This window comes from Paenibacillus sp. BK033 (genome assembly GCF_004345425.1).
Taxonomy (GTDB): domain Bacteria; phylum Bacillota; class Bacilli; order Paenibacillales; family Paenibacillaceae; genus Pristimantibacillus.
On the sequence record NZ_SLVP01000007.1, the window covers coordinates 17,461 to 31,884 of the forward strand.

General features: G+C 53.5%; 11 protein-coding genes. 3 read left to right on the forward strand and 8 right to left on the reverse strand.

What is annotated here, in order from left to right; translation table 11 throughout:
• Nucleotides 1-31: 31 nt before the first annotated feature.
• Nucleotides 32-1,573 carry an alpha-L-rhamnosidase-related protein gene (locus tag EV294_RS21135; RefSeq protein ID WP_132310414.1) on the reverse strand — a complete coding sequence of 514 codons (1,542 nt, stop codon included), beginning with the start codon at nucleotides 1,571-1,573 and terminating at the stop codon, nucleotides 32-34.
• Nucleotides 1,574-1,930: 357 nt separating this feature from the next.
• Between EV294_RS21135 and EV294_RS21140 the strand changes: the two genes are divergently transcribed.
• The 3 genes from EV294_RS21140 (at nucleotide 1,931) to EV294_RS21150 (ending at nucleotide 5,230) form a co-directional block, all read left to right on the forward strand.
• On the forward strand, nucleotides 1,931-3,322 hold the full coding sequence (locus EV294_RS21140; RefSeq protein ID WP_132310416.1) for an ABC transporter substrate-binding protein: 1,392 nt from the start codon (nucleotides 1,931-1,933) through the stop codon (nucleotides 3,320-3,322).
• 196 nt (nucleotides 3,323-3,518) lie between these two features.
• A complete protein-coding gene (locus EV294_RS21145; RefSeq protein ID WP_132310418.1) occupies nucleotides 3,519-4,400 on the forward strand; it encodes a carbohydrate ABC transporter permease in 882 nt (293 codons plus the stop codon).
• Nucleotides 4,400-5,230 (forward strand): carbohydrate ABC transporter permease, encoded by an 831-nt coding sequence (locus EV294_RS21150; protein ID WP_132310420.1) that lies wholly within the window; start codon nucleotides 4,400-4,402, stop codon nucleotides 5,228-5,230. The genes EV294_RS21145 and EV294_RS21150 overlap by 1 nt, the downstream gene beginning before the upstream one ends.
• Before the next feature lie 57 nt (nucleotides 5,231-5,287).
• On the opposite strand, the gene EV294_RS21155 is transcribed toward EV294_RS21150, so the two are convergent.
• The 7 genes from EV294_RS21155 to EV294_RS21185 all read right to left on the reverse strand — a co-directional run bounded on the left by EV294_RS21155 (nucleotide 5,288) and on the right by EV294_RS21185 (nucleotide 14,342).
• The gene (locus tag EV294_RS21155) at nucleotides 5,288-6,601 is read right to left on the reverse strand and encodes an ABC transporter substrate-binding protein (protein WP_132310422.1); all 1,314 of its coding nucleotides are present in this window, start codon (nucleotides 6,599-6,601) and stop codon (nucleotides 5,288-5,290) included.
• Nucleotides 6,594-8,114, reverse strand: a complete 1,521-nt coding sequence (locus EV294_RS21160) for a response regulator transcription factor (RefSeq protein WP_132310424.1) — start codon at nucleotides 8,112-8,114, stop codon at nucleotides 6,594-6,596. Before EV294_RS21160 ends, EV294_RS21155 begins: the two co-directional genes overlap by 8 nt.
• A 5-nt stretch (nucleotides 8,115-8,119) precedes the next feature.
• A complete protein-coding gene (locus tag EV294_RS21165) occupies nucleotides 8,120-9,886 on the reverse strand; it encodes a sensor histidine kinase (RefSeq protein WP_132310426.1) in 1,767 nt (588 codons plus the stop codon).
• 551 nt (nucleotides 9,887-10,437) lie between these two features.
• Nucleotides 10,438-11,574: a bifunctional cystathionine gamma-lyase/homocysteine desulfhydrase gene (locus tag EV294_RS21170; RefSeq protein WP_132310428.1), complete on the reverse strand. Its 1,137-nt coding sequence runs from the start codon at nucleotides 11,572-11,574 to the stop codon at nucleotides 10,438-10,440.
• 16 nt (nucleotides 11,575-11,590) lie between these two features.
• Entirely contained in the window at nucleotides 11,591-12,508 is a 918-nt protein-coding gene (locus EV294_RS21175) for a PLP-dependent cysteine synthase family protein (protein ID WP_132310430.1), read from the reverse strand.
• 45 nt (nucleotides 12,509-12,553) lie between these two features.
• Nucleotides 12,554-13,195, reverse strand: a complete 642-nt coding sequence (locus tag EV294_RS21180; RefSeq protein ID WP_132310432.1) for a class I SAM-dependent DNA methyltransferase — start codon at nucleotides 13,193-13,195, stop codon at nucleotides 12,554-12,556.
• 163 nt (nucleotides 13,196-13,358) lie between these two features.
• The gene (locus EV294_RS21185) at nucleotides 13,359-14,342 is read right to left on the reverse strand and encodes a glycerophosphodiester phosphodiesterase family protein (protein ID WP_132310434.1); all 984 of its coding nucleotides are present in this window, start codon (nucleotides 14,340-14,342) and stop codon (nucleotides 13,359-13,361) included.
• Nucleotides 14,343-14,424: the final 82 nt, after the last annotated feature.

The window sequence follows — 14,424 nt, forward strand, 5'->3', positions numbered from 1 at the left end:
ATTTGGTGCTGATAAGTCGATCTCGGTTCAACTAAATCAGATACTTCCGAACAAAATAAGTTGGCGTGCAGCTCCATGCATGGCAGTAGCTGTTGATCAGGTTGCTGCCGTACGGCGACAGCTTCTTGTCTTGCGGATTGTACAGCTCCCAGAACGTATCCGCGCCATCCTTGATCATTTCTCCCCAATATGCCTGCATCTGCTGAATAGCCTTCTCCCTGCTGCCAACCGAGAACAAGGCCTCGATCAAATGATGATACATGTACGGCGTTGTCATCCCGATCGCGGGCTGCTCCGCAAACAGGCGTTCCAACAACGCGGCGTTCTCCTCCGCCGGCAATACGTCCGCAAGCACGAGCCAGATCTGCGATGCCCAAGAAATCTGGCGATCGGTGCCGCTGACGAAGAAACCGGCGTCCTCATCCCATAGTTGGGTAACAGCTGCCTCAGCCGTTCGCGCAATCTGTTCTTCGATATACTGCTGCTTGTCAGCCAAACCTAGAATGCGGGCCAGCTCCAGCCCCCGCTTCAAGCAATAAATGAGCACGCCTTGGGACGGCGCCTGCTTGTTCAGCTCCGGATGCCAGTCGATAAAGCTCCACCAGGTCTCGTCATCCCGCACGATCCCCCGCTCATCCAGCCTCTCCACGCCGATCTCCAGCTGTTCCATCGCAATCGGCCACAGCTCCTCAAGCGTCTCCTTATCCCCGGTAGCCTCATAATAGTCGTACAAGCAAGCCGCAAAAAACAGCGCGTAATCGTACAATCGCGTATCGTCCGCATGGGCATGCGGCTTCTCAAAGACACAGGCTCCAACCGCACCGTCCGGGAGCCTCATCCCGGCAAACAGATACAAACAGCGTTTCACCAGGTCATGGTTGTTAAACGTCAAATAATTCGCCTGCGCCTGCAGCCTTAAATCGCCAATCCACAGCCTGCGGTCCCGCTTGGGCCCGTCCTCAAAAACGGTCTGCATGCAATCCTGCAGCGTCTTAAGCGCGATCCGGTCCATCTCCGCCCATTCACCGGATACGCTATCCGTCAGCGGCGCAACGCGGGCGGCATCGCCGGACGTAACCGCCGTGCATTCCACCCGCTCGAATGACACGTTATACTTTTTCGAAGTATCCAGAACATCCACCTTGATATAACGGAACGTATACCGTCTTGGAAGCTTGATCTCCGCAGGAAGCACATCGATAAAAACGGTCTCCTCCTGCAGCCAGGAGCTGCTCAGCCAGCCGTCGTACGACTCAAAAGGCTCCGCAATCTCGCAAGGCATCTCCCCAATCGTCAGCTTCAGCTTTAACGGTGCGTCCGGCGGACTGCCGACGGGCTTTACCTTCAAGCTTACGTAACCAACAAGGTGATCGCCAAAGTCGAGAATAAAGCTGTCTCCTTTCCCGAGCATCCGCTCCTTCCACGCCTGATCCTCTGCCTGCATAACCCGCCACCCTTGAAAAGCCTCCTCGTCTGCCACAATCTCAACAACCGACCTAGGCTCAACCACGCTTGTCATTAATTCAGGTATTAACGATTCCGCTTTATCGACCATCGTTTGATTGATTAACATCTCTAAACCCCTCCCGTATCCTGCTGCCTTATCTTCTTATACTTACAATCGTATGCGCTTACATTGCTTCCTACAAGGACGGCCTTTTTGGATAGGCATCCGTTTTTTTTAGATGCTCCGTTTATAGACGTCAGCGTTTTTTGGGTCCCGCGTACGATTAATTTGGATCGCCCCCTGAAACCCCGCGCCACTCTTGCACTGTCAAAAAAAATCCGACAAGAGCCAAAAAAAGCAGCGCTTATCAAGCACTCGTGAAAGCCTTTACACTTAGGTCCACAGGGCTCCGGAAACCCGAACCGCTAGCGAGAAACGAAACGGATTCATTACGCTCGAACATAACAAGGAGGGTATATCTGAATGGCACAATCTAAAAAGAAAACAATGCTGGCCCTGACAGGAGCCGTGCTTCTTACATCCGCTTTGACGGCATGCGGCAGCAACAATAATAACGGCAACGCTGCGAACGCCAATGCAAGCAAATCCCCGGAAGCAAGCCAGACCGCGGCAGCCGAATCGCCGGCGGCAACAAGCGATGCCTCATCCGAACGCTACGAGAAGCCGGTCACGCTGAAGCTGATGATCGACAACCAGACTTCTACGGAGGGTATTAAAGCGGTAGCCGACGAAATCGAGAAACGCTACAACATCAAGACCGAATTCGACCTCCGCCCGGGCGGCGACGAAGGCGACAACCTCGTGAAAACAAGACTCGCAACCGGCGAAATGGATGACCTGAGCTTCTACAACTCCGGCTCTTTGTTCAAAGCGCTGCAGCCCGAGAAATATTTCATTGATCTGACAAGCGAACCGTTTATGCAAAATGTAATGGATTCCTTCCTGCCAACCGTCAGCGTGGACGGCAAAACCTATGCGGCCCCAAGCGGCGCATCGCAGGCAGGAGCTTGGCTTTACAACAAGAAGGTCTATGCGGAGCTAGGCTTATCCGTTCCGAAAACTTGGGATGAGCTGAAAGCCAACAACGAGAAAATTAAAGCGGCAGGCAAAACGGCGGTTATCGGCTCCTACAAGGACAGCTGGACCTCTCAGCTGATCGTGCTGGCCGACTACGCCAACGTACAGGGCGATGCTCCAACGTTTGCCGACGATTTCACCAATAACAAAGCGAAGTTCGCCGATACGCCTGCCGCTCTGCGCAGCTTCCAGAAGCTGGCCGAGATGAAGGATTACATGAACAAGGATTACCTCGCCACCACGTATGACCAGGCGCTCAAAATGCTCGTTGACGGCACAGGCGTTCAGTACCCGATGCTGACCTTCGCTCTCTCAAACATCTTTGCAACGTATCCGGATAAAATCGACGATATCGGCGTATTCGCCCAGCCTGCCGACAGCGCGGACAAAACGGCTCTGACCGTATGGATGCCAGCCGGAATCGCGATCTACAAGGATGGCAAAAACGTGGAAGCCGCGAAAAAATGGATCAACTTCTTCGCTTCGCCTGAGGGCATGGCTCTCCTGGCAACAAAAGCAAAACCGGAAGGTCCTTACGTGATCAAGGGCGCAACGCTGCCGGATGATGCTTACGCAGGCGTAAAAGAAATGATGCCGTACTTCGATAATGGCAACAACGCACCGGCCCTCGAGTTCCTGTCCCCGCTCAAAGGACCAAGCCTGCCGCAGCTGACGGTTGAAGTTGGCGCAGGCATGAAATCGCCGGAGGACAATGCCAAGGCGTACGACAAAGACGTCGAGAAGCAAGCGAAGCAGCTTGGCATCGCAGGCTGGTGATAAAACCTTATATCGAAGTCATCCGAAGATGAGCGACCGCGTTTCAATGGTAGTTTTATCGCCAATCAGAAAATGAGTATTTCGAGCTCGAAATACTTACATTTTCTGATGTGGTAGGCAGTCATAGCAGCCCTGCCCTGCTTCTTCAGGCAGGACAGGGCTTTTTGCAAAGAAAGTAAGATGGGAGAGATTCACCATGCAGAAGGCTTCCCTAACAAAGGCTTCCAAAAGGTTTTATACGTACAAGTTTTTATTGCCCGCGGGTATTATTTATTTCGTGCTGTTCCTCTTGCCTACCATCATGTCCTTCTTCTTCAGTATGACGAGATGGGATCTGGTGGACTGGGATTTCATCGGCCTGGACAACTATAAGACGTTTTTCTCGGAATCGTCGCTTAATATCGGCTTCCGCAACACCTTGATCTACGCGGTTGTAACCTGCGGCCTCAAGGTCGTATTCGGGCTTTTGCTGGGGGTCGCGCTGACATCCGGTCTCCGAATCAAAGGCTATCTCCGTTCCGTTGTTTTCTTCCCGACGCTGCTCTCTACCATTGCGGTAGGCATCGCGTTCAGCAGCATGATGCATCCGACACAAGGCCTCATTAATAAAAGCCTGGCGCTTGCTGGCATTGTTGGCCCCGATTGGCTTGGCGACACGAGTATCGCTCTTTTGTCCGTCGCATTCGTTGACGTGTGGAAGGGCGTTGGCATGGCTACGGTTATTTTTATCGCGGGCATTATGTCCATTCCCGAAGACTATTACGAAGCGCTCCAGATCGACGGCGGCAACGCCTGGGACCGGTTCAAGCATATTACGAATCCGCTTGTGGCTCCCGCGATGAACTCGGTTATTATTCTCGCCTTCATCGGGGGCCTGCGCTCCTTCGACCTCGTATGGGCGATGACCAAAGGCGGGCCGGGCTTCAGCACGGACTTGATCGCTTCTATCATTTATAAACAATATCAAGGCGGCTTCTATGGCCTCTCGACGGCGGGCAACGTGATTCTCTTTATCGGCGTATCCCTGCTGGCCTTCCCTCTGCTTAAGCTTCTGTCCAAAAGGGAGGTTGATCTGTAATGAAGCTGAAAGGCACGAAACGAATTGTTTTCGAGGTTATCGCGATTGTCTTGTCCGTCGTTATTTTCTGGGTCCCGTTCTGTTTTGTCATCGTCAACTCGCTGAAAAACAAAACGGACGCCGCCCAGCTTGATCTAAGCTGGCCAACGTCCCTTCAATGGTCGAACTACAAGGAAGTTCTTATCGCGCAGGACCATATGGTGATCCGCTCCTTCGTGAACAGTACGCTTATCACCCTGCTGTCGATCGCTATTCTTGTTGTAGTCAGCGCGATGACCGGCTATGTGCTGCAGCGCCGCAATGACCGCTGGTCCGGCATTATTCAATTTCTCGTGCTGGCCGGCCTTATGATTCCGCCCGCCGTTGTGCCAACGATCTGGGTGCTGGATTCCATCCGTTTGTTCAAGACGATGTCCGGGATCGTCCTGGTTGAGGTTGCGCTTGGCATTTCGTTCGCCGTTATGCTGTACCGCAGCTTTATGGCGACGATCCCGAGGGAAATTGACGAAGCGGCTATCGTGGACGGCTGCGGCAGCATGCGGATGTTTTTCCAGATGATTCTGCCGCTTCTTATGCCGGTAACCTCGACGGTTATCGTGCTGTCGTCGGTCGGCATTTACAACGACTTTGTGAACCCGCTCTACTTCTTCCCGGGAGCCAAAAACGCCACCATCCAGCTGACCCTGTACAACTTCACCAGCATGTACAATACGTCCTGGAATCTGCTGTTCGCGGACATTATTCTGATCTCTCTTCCGCCGCTAATCCTGTTTATCTTCTTCAACAAAAGAATCGTTGCAGGCATGACGGCCGGCGCGGTCAAAGGCTGACAAACGCAAACAAATCCCGCAAACCAAGATCAGGTGTGCGGGATTTTCCGTTCCCGTCTATTGCTGCTTGTCTAATGCCGCCTGCAAATCCTGCATATACATCCTGCCGGTGTAATCCTTGCTTGCGATCAGCAGCTGGGCGTTATTCCAGGCTACCGTCTGCGTATCGGCATCAAATAAAGCCTCGAACCATAAAGCGCCGTTCTTGACGCTGTCGATCGTCTCCTGCGCCATTTGCGTCAGCTTAGGCACATCTTCGGGCATGTTCTGCACGTTAAAGCCGGAGATAACGCCGTATTCCTGCATAGCCTTGTCCCCATAGCCGGTAAATACGGCCTTCAGCCAATCCTTCATCGTATCGTCATACGCTGCCGCCGATAAAGAAGTGGTCAACCCCGCGTTCATCAGCCAGTCATCCTTCGTTCCCACTCCGCCCTTCACCAAAGGAATGTTAAACAAACCGATGGCTTCCGTTCCGATCTTGTTTCGGATCGTGCTGTTAAAGTCCCTGAGGCTCCAGCTTCCCGTGTAATACATCGCGGTTTTTCCTTCAAGAAACATCGTTGTGGCTTCGTCCGTCTCGGTTGTGTTCACATGCCTGCCGAAATAACCAAGCTGGGCCATCTGCTGAATCGTATCGGCCGCTTTTACAAACCCCGGATCCGTTACCTTAAGCTCCTTGCGGGCGACCCGCTGCATCGCATCGTAGCCGTATACCCGGATCACATAGCTGTTAATGAGCCGGGTGATTGGCCATTTATTGCCGCCTGCCAGCGAGAAGGGCTGAACGCCATGCGACTGCAGTACCTCCGCCGCGTGAAGGAGATCATCCCAGGTCTCCGGAACCGCCAGACCATACTTGGCGAACAGCGCTTTGTTGTACCAGAAGCCCTCAATGTTGATCTCTAGCGGCAAAGCGTACAGTCCTTTGTCACGGACCATCGACTTGAGCAGCTTCACGGCTGCCGGGTTTAATTCGTTTTGCAGGCCAAGCTCGCGGAACACCTTCTCGATATCCAGAATAAATCCGTTATCCGCCAGCTGCTCAAGCGGTCTGCCCGACTCGTAGGAGAAGACCTCCGGCAGATCGTTGCTTGCCGCCAGAAGCTGGATTTTCTGAACGAGGTCCGAGGTGTTGACGTTCTCGAATTCGTATTTAATGGTGGGATGCTTCTTCTCGTATTCGCGGGCCTGCTCGCTGATAATCCGGGGCTGCTGCTCCTCGAGATCCGACGATACGTAATGAATAACCCGGGTAGGATCCGCGATTTGCTCATCCCCATTGGATCCGTAAGAGCCGCCGCTCGTGCAGGAAACGAGAAATACGCATAAGGCGGTTATTAGGCCCATTGCCGCAGCCGGCCTATTCATGCTCCTCCACCTCCTGCGCTTGCTCATGCGTTTTGCCGCCGACATGTCCTTCACGGAATTGCCCCGGCGTTACGCCCGCATATTTCTTGAACAGCTCCGTGAAATGCCTGTAATTATAATAGCCTACCTTCTTGCTCACATCGTTGACAAGCATGCCTTTGTGCAGCAGCATCTTCGCCTGCTCCATCCGCAGCTTCGTAACATATTTGATATACGAGGTTCCAACCTTTTCCTTGAACAGCAGACTGAGATAAGTGGCATTCATGCCGACATGCTCGGCCACCTCCTGCAGGGTGAACGACTCCAGGTAATGCTTTTCGATAAAAGCCAGCGCCTTCTCCACCGCATTATGCTTCGCCCGTTGCTTGTCTTCCCTCATAAAGTTATGAAGCAGCTCCATCTGCTCCCGCAGCCATTCGAACATCCGGTCTCTTGACGACATCTCGCCGAGCTCCCGGTGCGGGACAAGCGTCCGCGCTTCTCCGCCCGCTTCCATGGCCACCTGGTACCCGATATAAGCAAGCTTCAGCACCTCTTGTTCAACCAGCTCCGGACTTAACCGCTCCGCTTCCGTCCAATGCTTGTATTCCTCCAACTGGCGAAGCAGCCCTTCCTTATTGCCCGTTCTCATGAAGAAGACGATCTCTTCCTCCCGCTCATTAAGGCCCTTCGGCAGGCTTTCTTCGGCAGGCTCAAACCGGGTCCAGCCCTTCTCCTCCAGAAATACCGCGTAACGAAGGGCCCGGACGGCTTCCTTCAGGCTTGCCCCCGCTTCCGACAGATCGGCATACGTTTGTCCGGAGCCAACCGTCTCCTGCATTTGCGGGGAGAGGACCGTCAGCTGCTCCCATAATTCATCCGCGGGCAGCTTGCTATGAAAGACCGCCATTACCCATTCCTTCCCGTACGGAAAAGAAACCATGCGATAGGACGGGTGATCTTCGAGAAGCGGATCCGGCTTGCCGGTAGCGGCAAGAATCGTAATCCCGATGACCTGCCTAGCCTCCGCTTCGCCATAAGCGGATCTCCAGGCGGGAATCGCTTGCGCGCCAAGCAGCAGCAAATCAAGCGTTGCCTTCTCCAGCAAAGCTTCTTTATTGGCGGCCACTTGGGTTTTCAGCTGCGTATGCTCCTGCTGATGGCCGATGCGGGCAATGGTCCGTCCGATCGCCTCGTCGATTTTTTCAAGCGTGATGGGCTTATCCAAATAATCAATAACGCCAAGCTTTAACGCCTTGCGGATATATTCGAACTCGTTAAAGCCGCTGAACACGATGCACGCGGTATCCGGCATTTCCTTCGCGATCTCTTCGATCAGCTGCAAGCCGGTTAAGCCGGGCATGCGGATATCCGTCATCACGATATCGGGCTGAAGCTCGCGGACCATCTGAAGAGCGGAGAGACCGTCGGCGGCTGTGCCAGCCAGCTCAATGCCGTAACGGGACCAGTCAACCATCATTTGAAGCCCCTTAGTAACGATATATTCATCGTCGAAAATAACGGCTTTTAACATGACTCTCAACCCTCTCTGATTTCATTTGGCCGGAACCGGATCTCGACGATTGTTCCTTTCCCCGGTTCGCTCCGAACCGTTAACGAGCTTCTGTGACCGTAATAAAGCATGATGCGTTCCCTGACGTTGACAAGCCCGTACCCGGTCTCCGTAGCCTGGATATCCTCCATCCCGACGCCGTCGTCCTCCACGGTGAAGACGGCCGTTCCGTCCTCCATTCTGCCCGTCAGCCGGATCGTTCCTTCTCCAACCTTCGGCTCCAGGCCGTGGTAGATGGCGTTCTCGACAAGCGGCTGCAGGATTAGCTTCAGAATCTCGATGCTCATCAGTCCTTGCTCGACATCCACGATATATTGGAACCGCGACTTATAGCGGAGATTTTGTATCGTCATATAATGCTCGATATGCTGAAGCTCCTTGAACACCGGAATCGTTTCCTTCCCTTTGTTCAGGCTGATCTTGAAGCTCTCCGATAAGGCAACCGTCATCTTGGCGATATCCGTGTTGTTCTGCAGAATAGCCATCCAATAGATCGAATCCAGCGTGTTATAGAGAAAATGCGGCTTAATCTGCGCCTGCAGCGTCCGAAGCTCCGCTTCCCTCTCCTTTAGCTGCGAATGAATAAGCCTTTCATTCAGCTGTTTGTTTTCGGATGAGATTTTGCGGAACGTCTCGCCAATCGCCCCGACCTCATCCTCTTCGAAGGAAATAACCTGAACCGAGGCGCCCGAGCCCTTGGACCAGTCCACCATCATTTTTTTCAGCTGCAGCAGCGGCCGGGTAATGCTTCCCGATACGAACATGGACAGAATAATCGCGATTAGCGCGATAAAGCCCGCAATAAGCATCGTTACCGTGCCGATCCGGTTCGAATCCTGCAGCAGCACGTTTGTTTTGACGATATGGAGAAAGGTCCAATTGGTTGTCGCATTCCGGTAACCAACCGTCAAATAGCCATGCTGATGCAGCTCGCGCAGGACGCCCTCCTCGCCAACCTCGCGGTCGATCATCTCCTCAATCGAAGCATTCTGGGCATAGACGCTGCGGGACAGCTTGCTTGTCGTATCCAGCACGATAAAATCCCCGTCATCCCCCATCGCCTGCTCGAATATCGTTTTCTTCAAATTAATAATAAGCAGCCCGATGACGCGGAAGCTCGCCGGATCACGAAGCAGCTTTACGCTGGAGAACGAGGCCCCGGCATTCCCCGAATGAATGGACTGAAGGACGTTATAGCTGAAAAATACTTCTCTTCCGTTAGCCGCTTCCGCACGCTTGTACCAATCCGTCTGTCCGATCACCGACCGGCTTGTCTCATCGTCATAGATGCCCGCGTTGGCTTCAACGCTGCCGTAGCAGACGGAATGAAAGCCTTTGTCAAACAAGCAGATCGAGTCGATATGACGGGTATCGATCAGATTGCGCACAACGAGATTTTGCAGGCGGTTGGCGGTCCGGATATCCAGCACATGGCTTTCGTCCGCCGCGCTTGCCTTCAGCTCCTCGCGAAGCTGATCATTCGCCAGTATAAGCCGGTGCATGTTAATGACGTTGCGAAATAAGAGATCCGCCACTTCGCTTGCCGCCTGCAGATTATGCTTGTTATTGTCCAAATGGTTATGCACGATCGTATTTTTCGAAATATTAAAGGAAATATATCCAAGAATGATTAGCGGCGGCACCGACAATAACACTACGGCCAGCAGAATTCGGGTGCGAAGTCTGCGGGGACGGTACTGCCTTAGAAGCGAGGATAAGGAAAAGGATCGCATCCGCTTTGGCTCCTTGGCCGCCGATCCGGCCCGATAAGATGTTTCCTTCATTGTAAACGAAATTTGGGACGTTTATCACGGCGCATTTTTTTAGGTGGGGTGTCAGGATTTTTTGGATTGTATTTATTGTGTGGGTTAATATGCAAACTGCGTGTTTGTATGTTCTTCCGATCGCCGTTGCTCTGGGATTCCTCTCAATTAGAGTTGTATAGTAGGAATCCCAGAGCAAAAGCGAACATTAGCATTTCTCCAGAACATACAAACACTTCGTTTGCCTTTAACCTGTCAAATAAAGAACAAAACAAGAAAATCCTTGCGGGAGGTAACCGTATAGCAAAAGAGGCTGTGCAGGTGAGATCTGCACGGCCTCTTCTTTTGGTTTTACCTATTCGGGGGAGTGCTTAACGATGTACGGCATCGTTAAGCACGATATAAGACGGACTCTAGTTAGCTACGGGTTCGGAACATGTCGGACACAACGTCGATATAGAGGAAAGTTTCGTGCCGCGATCGGCTTAAGGCGTAGTACGATCGGAACTAATCCGGCTTCGCTAGCCTTCCAGGCTCTGGGTCAAATCGGAGATCAGATCCTCGCGATCTTCGATGCCGACCGAGATGCGGATCAACCCGTCGGTAATGCCAAGCAGCTCTCTCCGTTCCTTCGGAATGGACGCATGCGTCATCCGGGCCGGAACCGAGATCAGGCTTTCTACGGCGCCAAGGCTTTCGGCTAGCGTAAAGTATCGAACCTTTCGCAGCACCTCCGCTACCTTCCCGGTGCTTCCCACGTCAAACGAGATCATCCCGCCGAAGCCAAGCGCCTGACGCTTCGCCAGCTCATGCTGCGGATGGTCAGGCAAGCCCGGGTAGTAGACCTTTCGAACAGCCGGATGCTCGGCAAGAAAGCTTGCAATCTCGCGGGCATTGTTTTCATGGGCTTCCATTCGCAGCCCCAGCGTCTTCATGCCGCGGATCAGCAGCCAGGAATCATGCGGGCCAAGCACGCCGCCAACGGCATTCTGAATATAATGCAGCTCCTCGCCCAGCTTCTCGTCTGCCGTAACGACCAGCCCCGCAACAACGTCGCTATGCCCGCCCAAATATTTGGTCGCCGAATGAACAACGACATCCGCGCCTAACGCAAGCGGCGTCTGCCAATAAGGCGTGCCAAACGTATTGTCTACAATAAACATTAACCCGTGCGACTTCGCCCAGCCAGAGACCGCCGAGATATCCGTCAGCTTCAGGAGCGGATTGGTTGGCGTCTCGACGAGCAAGGCCTTTGTATTTGGCCGTACCGCCTGCTCCAGCGCATCCAAATCTGCCGTGTCCACAAAGGTGGCCTCAATGCCAAGACGCGCAAGCACCCGGGTAACAATACGGAACGTCCCGCCATACACATCGTCGGTCACAAGCAGATGATCCCCGCTGCCCAGACGCGACAGCACCGTATGAATCGCCGCCATGCCGGAGCTGAACGCAAGTCCCCGCGCGCCGCCCTCAAGCTCCTTGATCAGCTCCTCCAGCGCATGCCTTGTCGGATTGCCCGTGCGGGAATATTCATAACCGCGGTGAACGCCGACGTCCTCCTGCTTATACGTACTCGTCTGATAGATCGGAACGTTAACCGCGCCGGTATGCGGATCAACCGGCGTTCCGGCGTGAATCAGCTTCGTTAATCGCTTCAACGTCAAGCCGCCTCCTCTATTCCCCGTAAATCTGCTTGCTCAGATAACGCTCGCTTCCGTCCGGGAATATCGTCACGATGTTGCTTCCCGATGGCGCAAGCTGCGCTTCTCTGAGAGCAGCTTCAAGCGCCGCCCCGGAGGAGCTGCCGACAAGCAGGCCTTCCAGCCTTGCCAGCTCCTTCACCCGCGCAAACGCAATGTCGTCGGTAACGGTGTGGATCGCATCGAAATAGGAAGGGTCCATAAACGGAGCCAGCTTCTCCACGCCGATGCCTTCGGTCCGGTGCGGCCCGGACTTACCGCCAGCCAATATCGAGCCTTCCGGTTCGACGATAGCCGTCTTTACGGTCTGACTCCGCTCCTTCAAATACCGCGCCGTTCCCATAAACGTTCCGCCCGTTCCCGCTCCCGCCACAAAAACATCCACTCTCCCGTCCAGCTCCTGCCACAGCTCCGGACCAAGCGTGTCGTAATACGCGGAAGGGTTCGCCGGATTCGAGAATTGCGCCGGTGAATACGCTCCCGGAATAGACAATACGAGCTCCTCCGCTTTGCGGATCGCCCCGAGCATCCCGTCCTCTGTAGGCGTATTAACGACCTTCGCTCCAAGCGCGCGCATCAGCGTCTGCTTCTCGATGCTGAATTTTTCGGGTACGACAAATATCACTTTATAGTCCGTGCCAACGGCGGCTAACGCCAGCCCAATCCCCGTATTGCCTGCCGTTGGTTCGATAATGGTTCCTCCGGGCTTCAGCTCGCCCCGCTCAGCCGCATCGCGCAGCAGCGCCAGACCTAACCGGTCCTTCACGCTCCCTCCGGGATTCATCAGCTCCAGCTTGGCAAATAACCGGACCCCTGCGGGTAACGGGAAACGCGTCAGTTCAACAATGGGTGTATTTCCGATCAGCTCACGGACATTGCGGTAAATAGCCATGCAAGCATCTCTCCTCTGCTGTTCCCGTCTAGAGGTGCAATTCGTTCAGGCCAGCTTGACCGCTTCCAGCAGCCAGACATAACGGTTGAGCCGGGTGAAGCCGACCGTAAAACCGTGATTCGTAAACAGCTTATTCAAGACATCGAGAGAGGTATAATACTCCGTGCGCAAATCGTTATATAAATTTGGGAAGCCCGCTTCAAGGGCAGATTGTTCAATCTCGTGACGCTCCTCCGCATTGGCAAAGGATGTATCCGCAAACACCACGCGCCCGCCGGGTGCAAGCAATTGGCTGTAGAGGGCAATCGCTTGGTCCTTTTCCGCATCCGTCAAATGGTGAAAAGCATAGGTGCTGACAATCGCGTCGATTCGCTCCGGCAATTCAGGAAACTCCAGAAAATCGCCGTCCAGAAGCCGGATGGGCAGTCCGCGCTTCGACACCTCCCGGCGCATGCCTTCCGAGGGCTCGATGCCGTACACCTTATCGCTCCGCTTGAGCAATTTCTCCGTCAAATTGCCCGTGCCTACCCCAAACTCTACAATCGTTCCGCTAACCCTCTCCGCTACCGCTTCAAGGATGCGGTCATAGCCCGCAAATACCTCCCGATATTCCACATCTTCCCCGGCAACCGTCCGATCGTAAGATTCCGACCATTCGTCAAACAGCGCTGTAAACTCTCTGCCCATCTGTACGCATGCCCCTCTCGTGCTGCCACAATGTGTTGCTTGCTATCAGCATATGTAGCCGGGCTCAACTTGTTCTCCTTTTTCCAACCTTATTAATCGGATTTATTCATAAAAAGAAACAGCCCTGCTCAACGAAAGAGCAAAGCTGTTTAATCCTCCCCCGTTACCGGTTATATCGGGGAGCAATCCGGTCAATCCGGTTCGTCCAGATGACGCCCGAATATTCCTCGGGCAGGCGTTTTAAATCTTCCACCGTATCAAAGCCGCTGGAAAATTCGCTGCCGTCGCCGCCAACGATCACGACGCGATTATCCGCTTTTGCCATGCGATCCAAAAACCTGTCCGGCCATCCCCACAAGAAGGGGGCAATCTTCTCGGGAATATGCACTTCCGTATGGCTGCATGCCGAAGGCACATACCCGGTCCATCCAACGGCGAGATAAGGAATCAGGCATTTCTTCATGGTGGCCTTCGACATAACCCTCATACCCGGAAGCTCTTTCTTCAAAGCTGCAATCGGCTCATCCCCGCCATAGACAGCCAGATTGCTTCTGCGGTCCTCCGGGAGCTTTCCCAAATATTGCGCCAGCAGCCGGCCTTCATCGGGATCATTGCTTTTTACGTCAATAAGAAAGGATTGAGACGGAAAATGCTCCAGCACCTCCGTTAACGAAGGCATTTGGCCAACTCCTTTTCCCCGGAAAGGATGCGTTTTTCCGCCGTCGGCCGTATAACCGTAACCGATATCAAGCTGCTTTAATTGTTCCATCGTATAGTCCCGGGTAACGCCTGTGGCGTTCGTACGGCAATCCAGAGTCCAGTCGTGAAACACGGCAAACTGGTCATCCTTTGTGATATGTACGTCGAACTCGACGATATCCGCACCGGCTTCGAAAGCGGCTTCCATCGACGCAATCGTATTTTCCAGGTACGGGTATTCCGGCTTGTAGATCCGCTCCGCCGTACAAGTATCATTCTGAATGTCTTCCATGGTAAAGGTCTGCGCCATTCCGCGGTGAGCAAGCAGCAAAGGCTCGCCGCCAGACGATTTTGCGAAATACGTTGTATTGTTTAGAAAAACGAGCACGATTACAAGCGCAATGACAATAAACGCTTTACTCTTTACTATCCTGACCATTCTCTTCATGAAAGACGCCTTCTTCCCGCAAGTCACTATCGTCATTGTGCCAAAGCGCCCCATTGTTTTCAATGATGGCTTGGTTATATTT